Origin of the sequence: Massilia sp. R2A-15 (assembly GCF_030704305.1) — a bacterium.
Taxonomy (GTDB): Bacteria; Pseudomonadota; Gammaproteobacteria; order Burkholderiales; family Burkholderiaceae_D; genus JAFCUW01.
The window spans coordinates 1,662,853-1,677,569 of sequence record NZ_CP131935.1 but is presented as its reverse complement, the minus strand read 5'-3'; the positions used below and the strand labels follow the sequence as shown (position 1 = coordinate 1,677,569).

The window sequence follows — 14,717 nt, the reverse complement described above, 5'->3', positions numbered from 1 at the left end:
GCAGTCCCATCGGCTATAATCAGCCTTTCGTTGATTCTCGGTTAATACTCTCTTGCAAAACGTCATGCAAAAAAAATTATCGTTGTTTGTTGCTTCGTGTGTACTGCTAGGTATGTCGGCTTGCAGCCTGTTGCCGGATAAAGCCGACGAGACCAAAAACTGGTCGGTGACGAAATTATACTCGGAGGCGCGTTCGGAAATGGACGGCGCCCACTACGAGGCAGCCATCAAGCTGTGGGAAAAGCTGGAAGCGAACTACCCGTTCGGCACCTACGCGACCCAGGCGCAGATGGAAATTGCCTACGCTTACTACAAGACCCAGGACCAGGCCCAGGCGCTGGCCGCGGTCGAGCGCTTCATCAAGCTGCACCCGAATCATCCGCAGGCCGACTACATGTACTACCTGCGCGGCCTGATCAACTTCAACGACTCGATCGGCTTTCTCAGCGTGATCTACTCGCAGGATCCGACCGAGCGCGACCCGAAGGCGACGCGCGAATCGTTCGCCGCGTTCAAGGCGCTGGTCGACAAGTTCCCGGACAGTAAATATACGCCGGATGCGATCGCGCGCATGAAGTACCTGGTCAACGCGATGGCGCAGTATGAGGTGCACGTGGCCAATTACTACTATCGCCGCGGCGCCTACCTGGCCGCGCTGAACCGCGCGCAAGGCGCCGTGACCGACTACTCCGATGCGCCGGCGCGCGAAGAGGCGCTGTTCCTGATGATCCGCTGCTACGACAAGATGGCCAACCTCGACCTGCGCGACGACGCCCAGCGCGTGTTCGTCAAGAACTATCCGAACAGCCGCTTCCTGAAACCGAACGCCGGCAAGGGCGGCTGGTTCAATTTCCTGTCGAAGAAGGCTGACTAAGGTTGTCGTTCCAGGACTAGGCGCCCCCCTTGGCTGGAACCCATACGCCGCGTGCTAATCGGCGTCAGCATGGGTTCCTGCCTGCGCAGGAACGACAGACTTTACGCTTCGACTTTTCGCCGGAACACCCACTCGTTGGCGCTCGACGCCTTCTTGTCGAACGCGTAGCCATCGACCTTGAAGCGCTTGAGTTTCTCGACGTCGGTGATGCCCTTCTCCGCCGCGTAGCGCGCCATCATGCCGCGCGCGCGCTTCGCGAAGAACGAGATGATCTTGTACCGGCCGTCCTTCCAGTCCTCGAACACGGGCGTGACCACCGGCACCGGCAGCAGCTTCGGCCGCACCGACCGGAAATACTCCTCGGACGCCAGATTGACCAGCACTTCGGCGCCGTTGGCGGCAATCGCCTCGTTCAGCTTGCCGGTGACGGTGTCGCCCCAGAAGCCGTACAAGTCCTTCGCGCCGGGCGTGGGCAACCGCGTGCCCATTTCCAGCCGGTGCGGGTGGATCAGGTCGAACGGGCGCAGCACGCCGTACAGTCCCGACAGGATGCGCACGTTCTGCTGGGTCCAGCCCAGCGCCTTCGGCTTGAGCGAGCGCGCGTCGAGGCCGGTGTAGACGTCGCCGTTGAACGCCATGATGGCCTGGCGGGCGTCGGCGGTGTCGGTGCTCCAGGTGGCGTAGCGCGCGACGTTGAGCGATGCCAGCGTATCGGACAGGCTCATCAGGTCAGCGACCTGGCCCATCGAGTAGCCGCGCAGAACGTCGATCAGTTCGCTGGAGCGGTCGAGCAGGTCGGGCGTGGTGGTCAGTTTCGTGGTGGGGCGGGTCTCGAAGTCGAGGGATTTTGCAGGCGACAAGACAATCAGCATAAGATTCAATCAACATCCAACAAATAGAATTGCCGACATGATACCCGTACCAGCCGAACGCATCGTCATCGATACCAATGTTTGCCTCGACCTGATGGTGTTCCACGATCCGCGCTGGGCCAGCCTGCTGGCCGCGCTCGAGAGCGGCGCCGTCGAAGCGGTCACCCGCGCCGACTGCCGCGACGAGTACAACGTCGTGCTGCACTACAAGCACCTGCCGCTCGACGACGACAGCCGGCCGCTGGCCTCGGCCCGCTTCGACAAGCTGATCACGGTGGTGGCGCCCGACGCCAGCCCGGTGCGGCTGCCGGTATGCACCGACCGCGACGACCAGAAATTTCTGGAGGTCGCGCGCGACGCCCGCGCCGCTGTGCTGATCACCAAGGACAAGGCGCTGCTGAAGCTGGCGCGCAAGACGGCGCAGGCGGGCTTGTTTCGGATTATGCTTCCGGAGGCGTGGATCAAGGCCCAGGCCGCGGCTATGCTGGAATAGCTGGCCAGCTCGGCCTGTATTCATCGGACAGGCAAAACGGGCGCACAAACAGGCGCACCATCCGCGACCTCTCCCAAGGGGGAACTGGGGAAAATCCACCTATGCTTCAGTGTAGTGTTGATAGTCATAGGACTCTGTTATCCTTCTGTCAGCAAACGACCAGGCGCGGCCGTTTATGTCGCCGCGTACCAAATCCTGAAGAGTGTAATGCCCAAATATCCTTCGCACCCCTTTGTCGCCGGCGTTTTTATGTTCTGTGTGATGGCGTTGGGCCAAGCGCAGGGATTGGGATTCGGAAGCCCAAAATCGGATGATCCAATTTATAGAGGGGACTACTTTTATAATTTTGAGAACTCCATTCTGACCCCTGACGGTAAAAGTGAGGCGTGGTGCATTAATTCGGACATGTCGAAGGCGATGCTTCCCGCCAAGAATCCCGGCGAGCAATGGGGCACTTCGTATGTTGTCGTCCGAGGCAAACTCGGGCCGGAGGGCAGCTTCGGAGGATTGGGCCGCTGCAAGCGCTTGCTGGAAGTTACCGAAATACTAGAGGTGAAAAACGTGCGTGGGCGGAAATAGCCACACGTTGCCAGCTATGTCGAAGGAATTTATGGCGTGGTCACGGCCGGGTGCGCCCGCCGACGCCACGCCCGCCCCCGCTGCCCGAGTCTGACCAAAGGAGGAGCCTCGCAATGACCATCACCATTACCGCGTTTGAGCGCTCGCCCGATGGCGGCAAAGGACTGGCGCGCGACACGCGCGTTCGCTGGGCGCTGGAAGAAGTGGGCCAGCCCTACGAGGTCCGCCTGGTGTCGTTCAGTGCGATGAAGGAACCCGCGCACCTGGCGATTCATCCTTTCGGCCAGATCCCGACCTACGAGGAAGGCGATCTCGCCATCTTCGAAACCGGCGCGATCGTGTTTCACATCGCAGACCATTACCCGGGGCTGCTACCGCAAGATGCCAATGCGCGGGCGCGGGCCATCACGTGGATATTTGCCGCGCTCAATACGGTGGAGCCGCCGATCCTCGAGTTTGGAAACGCCAGGCTCCTGGAGCGCGACAAGCCCTGGTACGCAGAGCGGCTGCCCTTGGTCGAAGACCGCGTTCGCGGTCGCCTGGCCCCGCTTTCCTCCCGGCTTGGCGACGCCGACTGGCTCGACGGCCCGTTCAGCGCCGGAGACCTGATGATGGTATCCGTGCTGCTGAGGCTGAGGGCGTCGGGCATTCTCGACGAATATCCGAACCTCGCCGCGTACGTCGCCCGCGGCGAAGCGCGGCCCGCCTACAAACGGGCTTTCGATGCTCAACTGGCGGTGAACAAAGCTCCCGCCGGCTGATCGCAGTCGCTCGCTTGCGGCCGCATATACGATTCATATATAATTCGTATATATTACATATATTCGAGGACTCCATATGGGCATCGTAAACATCGACGATGATCTGCACGATCAAATCCGCAAGGCGAGCGCGGTAAGCGGTCGGTCAATTAACGCGCAAGCGACTTTCTGGATCAAGATCGGCATGCTGGCCGAAATGAACCCGACGCTGACCTTCAATGAGATCGTCGGGCGGGAACTGCGCGCCGCCGGCGTCGAGGCGCCGTCTCTCAGTTGCGCGCTAACATGATCAAGCAACCTGAAGAAGTCGCCCTGATGGCCGAATCGGGAAGGCTGCTGGCGAACGTATTCGGCTACCTCGACCAATTGAGCCTGATCGGCATGTCCACCATGCAGGTCAACGATTTGGTCGATAGCTACATCGTGAATGATCTCAAAGCACGGCCGGCGAGCAAGGGCCAGTACGGATTTGCCTACGCGCTCAACTCCTCTCCCAACAAAGTCGTCTGCCATGGCGTTCCGTCCGAGTCGGATATCCTGCGTAACGGGGATATCGTTAATTTCGACATCACGCTGGAAAAGCACGGATTTATCGCCGATTCCAGCAAGACCTACCTGGTTGGCGACGTGTCGCCCGCGGCCAGGCGGCTGGTGCAAGTGACCTACGAAGCCTTGTGGAAGGGAATCAAAGTTGTCCGTCCCGGCGCAAGGCTCGGCGATATCGGCCATGCGATCGAGCGACATGCCCAGCGCAATGGCTACTCGGTGGTGCGGGAGTACTGCGGGCACGGCATCGGCCGTGAGATGCACGAAGATCCCCAGGTGCTGCATTGGGGAAAGCCCAATACCGGAATGCTGCTACGCGAAGGGATGGTCTTCACGATCGAGCCGATGATCAACCAGGGCCATCATGCCGTCGAGACCGAAGACGATGGCTGGACGGTCGTTACGATGGACGGCAAACTGTCCGCGCAGTTCGAGCATACGGTGGCGGTGACACGCGACGGCGTGCAGGTCCTGACGCTGCGCCCCGACGAACGACCGGCGCGCTGAATCGAGTCGCCCCGCGGCCGGTGCCGATACGGGGCGCATCCTTATTCGGTAAGGAGCGCCGCTTCGACAATCACTTTTCTATCAACACGATAGCCACGTCACGGGTGTACCCGGTCCCGGTGAGCGTCAGCGTCGTCGAGATGCCCCCTGCCGTCGTGTAATTACCCTGGGCAACGCCTTTCACCTGATGCGATTCGGACACGATGCCATCGAAGGTCAGCGAGAGTGCTGGTCGCTGAAATGTCCCGGAGACGGTGATGGGAACCGCAGGGCTCGCGTTCCCCTCTTTCCAGGTGCCGGTACCGCTTACCTGGCCATTGCTTCCTTCCTGAAGCTTGAAGTCGAGGGTAACGGGGTTCGTTCCTTGGGAAAACCCGGTCCAGTCGCCCGTCACTGACTGGACTTTGGCGGACAGGGAATTATTGATATCTTGCTCCGTGGGCCAGCTACCGCCACAGGATGCGATCATCAGAGCAACCAGCGCCCCGGCCGCAATCGTCATTTTACGCATGGCACTGCCTCCTCTCAATTAGACAAGCTGAACTGTACAGGAGACTGGCGCCGCAGGCTATTGCGAAGGTGGCATGAGGCTGCTTGCCGCGCGGCCGGGATTGTTTAGGCTGCGCGAACAGGGTGGATCAACGCTTTATTTCAGCCAGCGCTTCGGGCAGCCGCGCTTCCATTCGGCCGCCTGCGGCGCCGCCAGAGTTTTCGAACGATCCAGGCAGGCACGCCGAAGAACAACAGCCATGGAATCAAATAGGCAATGCCGCTAATTGCAATCGATACTCCCTGCGAAAGATTGGAGCCAAAGTCAGAGGCGGCGAGCGCGATCGGTCTCCAGAATGACTGATTGCGGTCGGCGCGGATAACGACGCTCAGAATCTCCGTCTCCACGCGCTCCAGCAAACCTGCCTGCTTTCCCGCGATCGCTTCCCGCTATGGACTTGCGCGAGCTCCCGATTCACCTTGATCAGCGTGTCGCCACGCGCGAGCGTATAGCCCGCATCAGGCCCCAAGAGGCGAATGTAAGCAGCGGCCAGGCAATGATGAATGCTCCGTGAAACAGTCCCCAACTATGAAATACTGGCCAATTCATGGCTCCGAACAGCCAGCCGAGGGGGAACATTAGCGCGAATCCAAGGGCTATTGAAATCAAAAAAATCATGAAAAAACGGATCCCCTGATGCTGTTTGAATTCATGGTCGTCTCACCTCATGGACTGGTTGTTCCTGGCCGATTGCCGCCGAAAGAATAACAGATCTGAACCGCTGCGACCGCCGCAATCTGAGGTTGAAGATCGCTCGTTCCACTGTCGGCTGCTGTATGCAATCGAAGGGCGGCAACAAGCCGCCGCTGCGCTAGAATAGGTACACCAACAACTTTCCCGCATTCCACATGACGACACCCGTCCTTCGCACCCGGTTGCCCGCAGTCGGCACCACGGTGTTCACCCGGATGTCGGCGCTGGCCATCGAGCACGGCGCGGTCAATCTTGGGCAGGGCTTTCCCGACTTTCCTTGCGACCCGGCGCTGCCGGACATGGTCTCGGACGCCATGCGCGCCGGCCACAACCAGTACCCAATGATGGCCGGCGTGCCTGCGTTGCGCGAAGCGGTCGCCGCGAAGATCGCCGCCATCTACGGGCGCCAGTACGACGCCGCGACCGAAATCACGATCACGGCCGGCGCCACCCAGGCGCTCACCACCGCGATCCTGTGCTGCGTGCACCCCGGCGACGAAGTGATCGTCATCGAGCCGGCCTACGACAGCTACCTGCCGGCGATCGAACTGGCCGGCGGCGTTGCGGTGCCGGTGCCGATGCAAGTCGGCGAAGAAGGCTACAGCGTGCCTTGGGACCGGGTCGCCGCCGCGGTCAATGCGCGCACCCGGCTGATCGTCATCAACTCGCCGCACAACCCGACCGGCACGGTATTCCGCCGCGCCGACATCGACGCGCTGGCCGGCATCGTGCGCGGCACCGGCATCCTGATCCTGTCCGACGAGGTCTACGAACACATGGTCTATGACGGCGCGCCGCACGAATCGATGTGCCGCCATCCGGACCTGGCGGAGCGCTCCTTCGTCGTCTCGAGCTTCGGCAAGACCTATCACGTGACCGGCTGGAAGATCGGCTACGTGGCCGCGCCGGCCGCGCTGTCGGCGGAATTTCGCAAGGTCCACCAGTACAACGTGTTCACCGTGAACACGCCGATGCAGCACGGCGTGGCCAGCTACATGGCCAATCCGTCGCCTTACGTCGAGCTGCCGGCGTTCTACCAGCGCAAGCGCGACCTGTTTCGCATGGGCCTCGCGAACAGCCGCTTCACCTTGCTGCCGGCCGACGGCACCTACTTCCAGTGCGTGCGCTACGACGCGATTTCCGCCCTGCCCGAAGCCGCATTCGCCGAATGGCTGACGCGCGAAGTGAAGGTGGCGGCGATCCCGGTGTCGGCGTTCTACCACGACGCCACCGAGTCCGGCATCGTGCGCTTCTGCTTCGCCAAGCAGGACGCCACGCTGCAATCGGCGCTCGAACGCCTGGCGAGCCTCTAGATGGACGCGCCGGCCGCCTCGGTCCTGCATGGCCTGAACGCGGCGTGCGCGACGCTGGACCGGCTGCTGGCGCACTTGCGCGAGGTGGGCGACGCCCCCGCCGACTTGCGCGAGGTCGCAAGCGCGGTGGCCAATGCCGTCGACCGCGGGCCGGACGTCGCCATCGCCTGCATCCTGCTCAACCAGATCGCCGGGCGCTACGCCGTGCGCCATTGCATCGACACCGCCGTGATCGCGTCTGTGCTGGCGCGCGCGATGGGCAAACCGCCGCTCGAAGTGATGACTGTCGCCGCGGCGGCGCTGACCATGAACGCGGGAATGATGCGTCAGATCGAGAAGTTCCAGGACCGCACCCTGCCCCTGAGTCCCGATGAACGCGCGCTGGTGCACGGCCATCCGGCGGAGAGCGCGGAGCTGCTCCGCTGCGCCGGCGTCGGCGACGAGCAGTGGATCGCCTGCGTCACGCAACACCATGAAAATCATGACGGCAGCGGCTATCCGGACGGACTGCGCGAAGCCGAGATCGATTTGGATGCAAAGCTGGTCGGCATGGCCGACCGTTACTGCGCCTGCGTCTCGGCGCGCAACTACCGCCGTTCGATGGCGCCGCCGCTGGCGCTGGCCAGGCTGCGCGCGGATACGGCGAACGATCCAGAGCTGGTTGCGCTGTTCCAGGAATGCATCGGCGCGTATCCGCCCGGTACTTTGGTGAAGCTGCAAAACGGCGAACTTGGCGTGATGGCGGCGGCGGCCACGGTGCATGTGCTGCGCGACGACTGCGGCAATGCCGTTTCGATCGTGCGCGACACCGGCGACATGCCGATCGCCGAAGCGCTGCACGAGGACGATGCCCGTCTGCGTTTCAGCATGAAGGCGGTGTGGGGGCCCCTCGCCGCGTTGTGAATACGGAGCTCGTCTGACTGGGGTCTGGTCTTGCCGTGCGACGGGGACGCCGAGTCCCCATTTTTATTTCGCCACGAATCTCAGGGTGGGGTCAGGTCCGCAGGACCAGACCCCGACGGTGTACCATATGACGATGACCGATCAAGCCAATCCAGCACGCCGCCGCGTCTACCTGATGCGCCACGGCAGCGTCACTTATTTCGACGAATCGGGCAAGCCGTTCCTGCCCGAATCGGTCGCCCTCAACGCGCAGGGCCGCGAACAGGCCAGCGCCGCCGGCCGCGCCTTCGCAGATCATGGCGTTCGCTTCGACCGCGTCATCGTCTCGGGCCTTCCCCGCACCGTTGAAACCGCGCAGCGCGTGCTTGCCGAGACCGGCCAGGACATCGCCATCGACCGCTGGCCCGAACTCGAAGAAATCCGCGGCGGCCGGCTGTCGGCGATTCCCGATGCCGAACTGCGCGACGCCTTCACCGGCGCCTTCGAAGGCATGGTCAGCGCCGACAAACGCTTCCTCGGCGGTGAATCCGTTGGTGAACTGATGGACCGCATCCATCCCGCGATTGCCCGCCTGCGCGCCGACCCGGCGTGGGACACGGTGCTGCTGGTGCTGCACGGCGGGGTCAATTGCGCGATCCTGTCACTCGCGCTGACCGGGCAGCGCATGTTCCTCGGCGGGCTGGCGCAGGCGGCCGGCTGCATCAACGCCCTCGATGTCGGCGCCGCCGATACCGACTGGGTGGTCCGCTTCGTCAACTACGCGCCGCCGGCGCCGCTGCACGGCGAATCGCGCAGCACCACGATGGAAGCGCTGTTCGCCCAATACAAGCGCTCGCGATGAAGGGGTCTGGTCCTGCGGACCTGACCCCATGTTGAGAGTATCGGCGAAATCAAGATCGGGTCAGGTCCGCCGGAGCGACGGGGACGCCGAGTCCCCGGGTTTGTCGCTGCCGCGTGACGCCCCCTACGCCCCCATCCACTTCGCCAGTTCCAGCTTGGCGATCGCGTTCCGGTGCACCTCGTCCGGCCCGTCCGCCAGCCGCAAGGTGCGGTTGCCGGCCCACTGCGACGCCAGCGGAAAATCGTCCGACACGCCCGCCGCGCCATGCGCCTGAATCGCCCAGTCCAGCACTTCCTGCGCCACGTTCGGCGCCAGCACCTTGATCATCGCGATCTCCGCTGCCGCCTGCTTGTTGCCGACCGTGTCCATCATGTAGGCCGTCTTCAAGGTGAGCAGGCGCGCGGTGTCGATCTTGATGCGCGCTTCGGCAATCCGCTCGCGCCACACGCCCTGCTCGGACACCTTCTTTCCGAACGCGACCCGCGCGTTCAGGCGCTTGCACATCAGCTCCAGGGCGCGCTCGGCCACGCCGATCGACCGCATGCAGTGGTGGATCCGGCCCGGCCCAAGGCGGCCCTGGGCGATCTCGAAGCCGCGCCCTTCCCCCAGCAGCAGGTTCGACGCCGGCACGCGCACGTTCTCGAACAGGATCTCGCAGTGCCCGTGCGGCGCGTCGTCGTAACCGAACACCGGCAGCGGACGCACGATGGTGATGCCCGGCGTATCGGCCGGCACAAGGATCATCGACTGCTGCGCGTGGCGCGCGGCAGTCGGATCGGTCTTGCCCATCACGATGAAGATCTTGCAGCGCGGGTCGCCCGCGCCGGAAATCCACCATTTGTGGCCGTTGATGACGTACGAGTCGCCATCGCGCTCGATGCGGGTGGCGATGTTGGTTGCGTCCGACGAGGCCACGCCCGGCTCGGTCATCGCGAACGCGGAGCGGATCTCGCCGCGCAGCAGCGGCTCCAGCCACTCGCGCTTGTGCTCCTCCGTGCCGTAGCGCTCGATGGTCTCCATGTTGCCGGTATCGGGTGCGGCGCTGTTGAACACCTCCGGCGCCCATACCACGCGGCCCATGATCTCGCACAGCGGCGCGTAATCGAGGTTGGACAATCCTTCCGGCGCGCGCACGGACTTCGGCAGGAACAGGTTCCACAGGCCCTGCTGGCGCGCCAGCGGCTTGAGGCGTTCGACCAGCTCCGTCGGAATCCAGCGGTTACCTTTCTCGAGACCGTTGCGGTCGACCTCCTGCTTGAATGCCTTTTCGTTCGGGTAGATATGCTCGTCCATGAAGGCGAGCAGGCGGCCCTGCAGTTCCTTGCAGCGGTCGGAGTAATCGAATTCCATGGTCGGTCCTTGAGTGAGTGATCGGGTCAGGCCATGCTGGCCAGCGCGTACTGCCATCCCAGTTCGGCCATCGGCCGCGCGGCCTTGCCGTTCTGGAGCGCCTGCGGACTCGATGCGGTCCCGTCGACATAGCGCTTCATGATGCCCTGCATGATGCCGGCGAGGCGGAACATGTTGTAGGCCAGGTAGAAATTGAAGTCCTCGGCGCGGATCGTGGCGCCGGTGCGCGCGCAGTAGGTGGCGATGTACTGCTCCTGGCTCGGGATGCCGAGCGCTTCGAGGTCCAGGCCCGCGATGCCGCGGAACTGGCCCGGCTCGATGTGCCAGCTCATGCAGTGGTACGAGAAGTCGGCAAGCGGGTGCCCCAGCGTGGACAGTTCCCAGTCCAGCACCGCCAGGATGCGCGGTTCGGTCGGGTGAAAGATCATGTTGTCGAGCCTGAAGTCGCCGTGCACGATGGCGGTCTGCTCGCCGGCCGGAATGTTCCGCGGCAGCCATTCGATCAGCTGGTCCATCGCCTCGATGGTCTCGGTGGCCGACGCCTGGTACTGGCGCGTCCAGCGTTCGATCTGGCGCGCGAAGTAGTTGCCCGGCTTGCCGTAGTCGGCCAGGCCGATCGCGGCGTAGTCGATCGTGTGCAGCCTGGCGATCACGCGATTGGTTTCGTCATAGATGGCGGCGCGTTCGGCGGGCGTCATGCCGGGCAGCGACTGGTCCCACAGCACGCGGCCTTCGATGTACTCCATCAGGAAGAAGGCGCGCCCGATCACCGATTCGTCGGTGCACAGCAGGTACTGGCGCGGGGTGGGAAATCCGGCGCGGTGCAACGCATCCATGACGCGGTATTCGCGGTCGATCGCATGTGCCGACGGCAGCAGCTTTGCGGCGGGGCCGGGCTTGGTGCGAAGGACAAAATACTGTCCGCCGACCGACAGCTCGAAGGTCGGATTCGACTGGCCGCCCTTGAACTGCTTCACTTCGACCGGCCCGTCGGGAAAATCAGGGATGTTTGCGCGCAGATAGGCGCCCAGCGCATCGACGTCGAAGCGCTGCCGCTCCGATACAGCCTTGGTGCCCATCATCTCATCGAACATGACGTCTCCTTCGTTTTATTTATTCTAGTTGATGCCGTCCGCGCCCGGGGTCTGGTCCTGCGGACCTGACCCCATTTTCAATAGCGCCGCATCAGGAATTCGGCAGCGCAAACCGGCCGCGGGCTGCCTTCGCATTCGACAATCACCGACCACTCCAGCTGCATCCCGCCCTCGATCGGCTCCACCCGGGCCAGCGTCAGGCGCGCGCGCAGGCGGCTTCCGACCGGCACCGGCGCCGGAAACCGCACTTTGTTCATCCCGTAGTTCAGCACCATCTTAGCGCCCAGCAGCCGGATCGCGTTCTCGAACATCGCCGGCAGCAGCGACAAAGTCAGAAAGCCGTGCGCGATGGATTTCCCGAACGGCGATTCGCGCGCGCAGCGTTCCGGATCGACGTGAATCCATTGATGATCCGACGTCGCGTCGGCAAAGGTGTCGATGCGCTCCTGCGTGATCTCGATCCAGTCCGACACCGCGACTTCCGTGCCGACCAGTTCCTCCAGGTTGTCGATATCACGCATCGGGACGACGCCCGAACATGCCCATGCCTTCGATCGTGCACACCGCTTCGCCATGCTGGTTGGTGGCGGTCCACTTCGACCACACCACGCCGCGGTCCGGGCGCGATGCCGAAGCCTTTACCTTGGTGGTCTCGTAGCTGACGCTGATGGTGTCGCCTGCGCGCACCGGCTGCAGCCAGCGCACGCCGTCCAGGCCGGGCGATCCCATGCTCGACGCTTCGCACATCAGTCCATCGACCACCATGCGCATCATCATGCTGCAGGTATGCCAGCCGCTGGCGATGACGCCCTTGAAGATCGACTGCGCAGCGGCGTCGTGGTCGACGTGGAATGGCTGCGGGTCGAACTGCCGTGCGAAGGCGATGATCTCTTCTTCGCTGACGGTCTTGCTGCCCAATTCGATTATTTGACCAGGATGGAAGTCCTCGAAGTACCTCATGCCGCGACCTCCGCAAACCCGGGCTGCGCCATGAAGCGCTTCAGGTGGTGGTCGGAGTCGCCAAGCGTCAGTTCGATCATGGTCAGGCGCTTGAACATGTGCGCGGCCGGCAGTTCGTTGGTCACGCCCATGCCGCCGTGCAGCTGCACCGACTGCTGGCCGATGAACTTCATCGCCTGGCCGACGCGGAACTTGGCCGCGGCAACCGTGCGGCGCCGTTCGTCCGGCTCGGCCGACAGTTTGACCGCCGCCAGCAAGGCCATCGATCGCGCCTGCTCGAGGTGGATGTACATGTCGGCCATCCGATGCTGGAGCGCCTGGAATTTGCCGATCGGCGCGCCGAACTGGGTGCGCGTCTTCAGGTATTCCAAGGTCGCGTCAAAGATCGCCTCCATCACGCCGAGCGCTTCGGCGCACAGCAGGCCGGCGCCATAGTCGGCCGCCGCTTCCAGGATCTCCCAGCCCTTGCCCGCTTGCCCCAGCAGCGCGTCGGCGCGCACATTGGCGAAGGCGATGTCGGCGGCGCGCTGGCCATCGAGCGTGCGATAGCCGGTGACGGTCACGCCTGGCGCATCGGCCGGCACCACGAACAGCGAAATGCCGTCATGGTCGCGCTGCCCGCCGCCGCTGCGCGCAGAGACGATCAGGCGGCCCGCCTGCGCGCCATGCACGACGACGCTCTTGCTTCCGTTGATGGCCCACGCGCCGCCATCCTGCGCCGCAGTGGTAGCGATATCGGCCAGGTCATGGCGCGACTGGCGCTCGCCCAGCGCGCACGCCAGTTTCAGTTCGCCCGCGGCAACCTGTTCGAGCAGCTCCTCGTGGCCGCCGGCCAGCTTGAGGAATTCGGCGCCCATCACGGTCGCGAAGTAAGGCTCGACCACCAGGCCGCGACCCAGTTCCTGCATCACGACGAACATGTCGACCGCGCTGCCGGCAAAGCCGCCCTGCGCTTCCGGCACCGGCAAGGCGGTCATGCCCAGCTCGACCAGCGTCGCCCAGGCGGCGTCCGATACCCCGGCATCCGAGCCGATGATCTTCGCGCGTTCCTCGAAGCTGTAATCCTTCGCCACCCAGCGTTTGAGCGCGTCGGCGAACTGCAGCTGTTCTTCCTTGAAGTTGAAATCCATGCTCAGGTCCTCACAGGCCCAGGATCATCTGGGTGATGATGTTTCGTTGAATTTCGTTCGAGCCGCCGTAGATCGAGGTCTTGCGGACGTTGAAGTAGTGCGCGGCCAACGGCGCGGCATCGTCGTCGGCGATGCTGTGTTCATGCTCGCCTTCGAGGTAGGCCGGGTCGAACGGCAGCGCCAGCGGGCCGGCCGCTTCGACCATCAGTTCGGTCAGCATCTGCTGGATCTCGGTGCCGCGCACCTTCAGCACCGACGCCTCGGGACCCGGCGCCTTGTGCGCCTGCGCCAGCACGCGCAGCACCGTCATCTCCAGCGCCATCAGTTCGATCTCCAGCGTGGCGACCTTGGCGCCGAACAGCGGGTCGGACAGCAGCGATTGGCCGTTCACCGTCTGCTTCGCGGCGAAGCGCTTGAGGAAGGCAAGCTCGCGCTTGGAGCGGCCCACCGCGGCGATGCCGGTGCGCTCGTGGCCCAGCAGGTACTTGGCGTAGGTCCAGCCCTTGTTCTCCTGGCCGACCAGGTTTGCCACCGGCACGCGCACGTTATCGAAGAACACCTCGTTCACTTCGTGGTCTTCGTCGAGCATGATGATGGGGCGCACCGTGATGCCTGGGCTGTGCATGTCGATCAGCAGGAACGAGATGCCTTCCTGCTTGCTCACGCCGCTGTCGGTGCGCACCAGGCAGAAGATCATGTCGGCGTGCTGCGCCAGCGTGGTCCAGGTCTTCTGGCCGTTGACGATGTAGTGGTCGCCGTCGCGCACCGCGGTGGTCTTGAGCGATGCGAGATCGGAGCCGGCGCCCGGTTCGGAGTAGCCCTGGCACCACCAGTCCTCGCAGGACAGGATGCGCGGCAGGAAGTGGGCTTTCTGTTCCGGGCTGCCGAAGGCGATGATGACCGGCGCGACCATGTTCACGCCGAACGGCAGGATCGGCGGCGTGCCGGCGCGCGCGCATTCTTCTTCCCAGATGTGGCGCTGCACCGGCGTCCATCCGGGGCCGCCGAATTCCACCGGCCAGCCCGGCGCTACCCAGCCCTGCTTCGCCAGGATGCGGTGCCAGCGCACGTAGTCGTCCTTGGCCAGGCGCAGGTGCTTGCGCACTTTCTGCTGCAGGTCGGCCGGCAGGTTGGCGTCGAGGAAGGCGCGCGCGGTGTCGCGGAACGCCAGGTCTTCGGCGGTGTAATTCAGGTCCATGCAGTCTCCTTGTTATGCGCCGCCTAAAAAAGCACGATCGTTCAGGAAGATTC

At 63.7% G+C, this 14,717-nt stretch carries 18 protein-coding genes; 9 read left to right on the top strand and 9 right to left on the bottom strand.

Annotated features, from left to right (window positions below; translation table 11 throughout):
* The first annotated feature begins 64 nt into the window (after positions 1-64).
* Positions 65-874 (top strand): outer membrane protein assembly factor BamD, encoded by an 810-nt coding sequence (locus tag Q4S45_RS07635; protein WP_305510625.1) that lies wholly within the window; start codon positions 65-67, stop codon positions 872-874.
* A 101-nt stretch (positions 875-975) separates the two neighbouring features.
* On the opposite strand, the gene yaaA is transcribed toward Q4S45_RS07635, so the two are convergent.
* Positions 976-1,746 (bottom strand): peroxide stress protein YaaA, encoded by a 771-nt coding sequence (yaaA, locus tag Q4S45_RS07630; RefSeq protein WP_305510623.1) that lies wholly within the window; start codon positions 1,744-1,746, stop codon positions 976-978.
* Positions 1,747-1,783: 37 nt separating this feature from the next.
* On the opposite strand from yaaA, the gene Q4S45_RS07625 reads away from it, so the two are divergent.
* From Q4S45_RS07625 to map, 5 genes are all read left to right on the top strand, one after another.
* Positions 1,784-2,239 (top strand): putative toxin-antitoxin system toxin component, PIN family, encoded by a 456-nt coding sequence (locus Q4S45_RS07625; RefSeq protein ID WP_305510621.1) that lies wholly within the window; start codon positions 1,784-1,786, stop codon positions 2,237-2,239.
* A 207-nt stretch (positions 2,240-2,446) separates the two neighbouring features.
* On the top strand, positions 2,447-2,818 hold the full coding sequence (locus tag Q4S45_RS07620) for a hypothetical protein (RefSeq protein ID WP_305510619.1): 372 nt from the start codon (positions 2,447-2,449) through the stop codon (positions 2,816-2,818).
* 113 nt (positions 2,819-2,931) lie between these two features.
* Complete coding sequence (locus tag Q4S45_RS07615) at positions 2,932-3,579, top strand: glutathione S-transferase family protein (RefSeq protein ID WP_305510617.1); 648 nt, start codon at positions 2,932-2,934, stop codon at positions 3,577-3,579.
* Positions 3,580-3,655: 76 nt separating this feature from the next.
* Positions 3,656-3,868, top strand: coding sequence for a ParD-like family protein (locus tag Q4S45_RS07610; protein WP_305510615.1), 213 nt, complete (start codon positions 3,656-3,658; stop codon positions 3,866-3,868).
* On the top strand, positions 3,865-4,632 hold the full coding sequence (gene map / locus Q4S45_RS07605) for a type I methionyl aminopeptidase (protein WP_305510614.1): 768 nt from the start codon (positions 3,865-3,867) through the stop codon (positions 4,630-4,632). Before Q4S45_RS07610 ends, map begins: the two co-directional genes overlap by 4 nt.
* A 70-nt stretch (positions 4,633-4,702) precedes the next feature.
* Here map and Q4S45_RS07600 read toward each other — a convergent pair whose 3' ends face one another.
* Both Q4S45_RS07600 and Q4S45_RS07595 read right to left on the bottom strand, forming a co-directional pair.
* Positions 4,703-5,143, bottom strand: a complete 441-nt coding sequence (locus tag Q4S45_RS07600) for a hypothetical protein (RefSeq protein WP_305510612.1) — start codon at positions 5,141-5,143, stop codon at positions 4,703-4,705.
* A gap of 140 nt (positions 5,144-5,283) precedes the next feature.
* Positions 5,284-5,541 (bottom strand): hypothetical protein, encoded by a 258-nt coding sequence (locus tag Q4S45_RS07595; RefSeq protein ID WP_305510611.1) that lies wholly within the window; start codon positions 5,539-5,541, stop codon positions 5,284-5,286.
* Positions 5,542-6,030: 489 nt separating this feature from the next.
* Between Q4S45_RS07595 and Q4S45_RS07590 the strand changes: the two genes are divergently transcribed.
* The 3 genes from Q4S45_RS07590 to Q4S45_RS07580 all read left to right on the top strand — a co-directional run bounded on the left by Q4S45_RS07590 (position 6,031) and on the right by Q4S45_RS07580 (position 8,932).
* On the top strand, positions 6,031-7,188 hold the full coding sequence (locus Q4S45_RS07590; RefSeq protein WP_305510609.1) for a pyridoxal phosphate-dependent aminotransferase: 1,158 nt from the start codon (positions 6,031-6,033) through the stop codon (positions 7,186-7,188).
* A complete protein-coding gene (locus Q4S45_RS07585; RefSeq protein ID WP_305510607.1) occupies positions 7,189-8,091 on the top strand; it encodes an HD-GYP domain-containing protein in 903 nt (300 codons plus the stop codon).
* Between the two features lie 133 nt (positions 8,092-8,224).
* Entirely contained in the window at positions 8,225-8,932 is a 708-nt protein-coding gene (locus Q4S45_RS07580) for a histidine phosphatase family protein (RefSeq protein ID WP_305512070.1), read from the top strand.
* 123 nt (positions 8,933-9,055) lie between these two features.
* On the opposite strand, the gene Q4S45_RS07575 is transcribed toward Q4S45_RS07580, so the two are convergent.
* The 6 genes from Q4S45_RS07575 to Q4S45_RS07550 form a co-directional block, all read right to left on the bottom strand.
* A complete protein-coding gene (locus Q4S45_RS07575) occupies positions 9,056-10,282 on the bottom strand; it encodes an acyl-CoA dehydrogenase family protein (protein WP_305510605.1) in 1,227 nt (408 codons plus the stop codon).
* 26 nt (positions 10,283-10,308) lie between these two features.
* Complete coding sequence (locus tag Q4S45_RS07570) at positions 10,309-11,376, bottom strand: phosphotransferase (protein ID WP_305510603.1); 1,068 nt, start codon at positions 11,374-11,376, stop codon at positions 10,309-10,311.
* A gap of 77 nt (positions 11,377-11,453) precedes the next feature.
* Entirely contained in the window at positions 11,454-11,897 is a 444-nt protein-coding gene (locus tag Q4S45_RS07565; protein WP_305510601.1) for a MaoC family dehydratase, read from the bottom strand.
* Complete coding sequence (locus Q4S45_RS07560; RefSeq protein WP_305510599.1) at positions 11,890-12,336, bottom strand: MaoC family dehydratase; 447 nt, start codon at positions 12,334-12,336, stop codon at positions 11,890-11,892. The genes Q4S45_RS07565 and Q4S45_RS07560 overlap by 8 nt, the downstream gene beginning before the upstream one ends.
* Positions 12,333-13,466, bottom strand: coding sequence for an acyl-CoA dehydrogenase family protein (locus Q4S45_RS07555; protein ID WP_305510597.1), 1,134 nt, complete (start codon positions 13,464-13,466; stop codon positions 12,333-12,335). The genes Q4S45_RS07560 and Q4S45_RS07555 overlap by 4 nt, the downstream gene beginning before the upstream one ends.
* Positions 13,467-13,476: 10 nt before the next feature.
* Positions 13,477-14,664 (bottom strand): acyl-CoA dehydrogenase family protein, encoded by a 1,188-nt coding sequence (locus Q4S45_RS07550; RefSeq protein ID WP_305510595.1) that lies wholly within the window; start codon positions 14,662-14,664, stop codon positions 13,477-13,479.
* Positions 14,665-14,717 lie beyond the last annotated feature (53 nt).

Excerpts from the sequence above, each read along its gene's own strand:
- Q4S45_RS07635 (WP_305510625.1), top strand. The coding sequence starts at position 65 with ATGCAAAAAAAATTATCGTTGTTTGTTGCTTCGTGTGTACTGCTAGGT.
- yaaA (WP_305510623.1), bottom strand. The coding sequence starts at position 1,746 with ATGCTGATTGTCTTGTCGCCTGCAAAATCCCTCGACTTCGAGACCCGC.
- Q4S45_RS07625 (WP_305510621.1), top strand. The coding sequence starts at position 1,784 with ATGATACCCGTACCAGCCGAACGCATCGTCATCGATACCAATGTTTGC.
- Q4S45_RS07620 (WP_305510619.1), top strand. The coding sequence starts at position 2,447 with ATGCCCAAATATCCTTCGCACCCCTTTGTCGCCGGCGTTTTTATGTTC.
- Q4S45_RS07615 (WP_305510617.1), top strand. The coding sequence starts at position 2,932 with ATGACCATCACCATTACCGCGTTTGAGCGCTCGCCCGATGGCGGCAAA.
- Q4S45_RS07610 (WP_305510615.1), top strand. The coding sequence starts at position 3,656 with ATGGGCATCGTAAACATCGACGATGATCTGCACGATCAAATCCGCAAG.
- map (WP_305510614.1), top strand. The coding sequence starts at position 3,865 with ATGATCAAGCAACCTGAAGAAGTCGCCCTGATGGCCGAATCGGGAAGG.
- Q4S45_RS07600 (WP_305510612.1), bottom strand. The coding sequence starts at position 5,143 with ATGCGTAAAATGACGATTGCGGCCGGGGCGCTGGTTGCTCTGATGATC.
- Q4S45_RS07590 (WP_305510609.1), top strand. The coding sequence starts at position 6,031 with ATGACGACACCCGTCCTTCGCACCCGGTTGCCCGCAGTCGGCACCACG.
- Q4S45_RS07585 (WP_305510607.1), top strand. The coding sequence starts at position 7,189 with ATGGACGCGCCGGCCGCCTCGGTCCTGCATGGCCTGAACGCGGCGTGC.
- Q4S45_RS07580 (WP_305512070.1), top strand. The coding sequence starts at position 8,225 with ATGACCGATCAAGCCAATCCAGCACGCCGCCGCGTCTACCTGATGCGC.
- Q4S45_RS07575 (WP_305510605.1), bottom strand. The coding sequence starts at position 10,282 with ATGGAATTCGATTACTCCGACCGCTGCAAGGAACTGCAGGGCCGCCTG.
- Q4S45_RS07570 (WP_305510603.1), bottom strand. The coding sequence starts at position 11,376 with ATGTTCGATGAGATGATGGGCACCAAGGCTGTATCGGAGCGGCAGCGC.
- Q4S45_RS07565 (WP_305510601.1), bottom strand. The coding sequence starts at position 11,897 with ATGCGTGATATCGACAACCTGGAGGAACTGGTCGGCACGGAAGTCGCG.
- Q4S45_RS07560 (WP_305510599.1), bottom strand. The coding sequence starts at position 12,336 with ATGAGGTACTTCGAGGACTTCCATCCTGGTCAAATAATCGAATTGGGC.
- Q4S45_RS07555 (WP_305510597.1), bottom strand. The coding sequence starts at position 13,466 with ATGGATTTCAACTTCAAGGAAGAACAGCTGCAGTTCGCCGACGCGCTC.
- Q4S45_RS07550 (WP_305510595.1), bottom strand. The coding sequence starts at position 14,664 with ATGGACCTGAATTACACCGCCGAAGACCTGGCGTTCCGCGACACCGCG.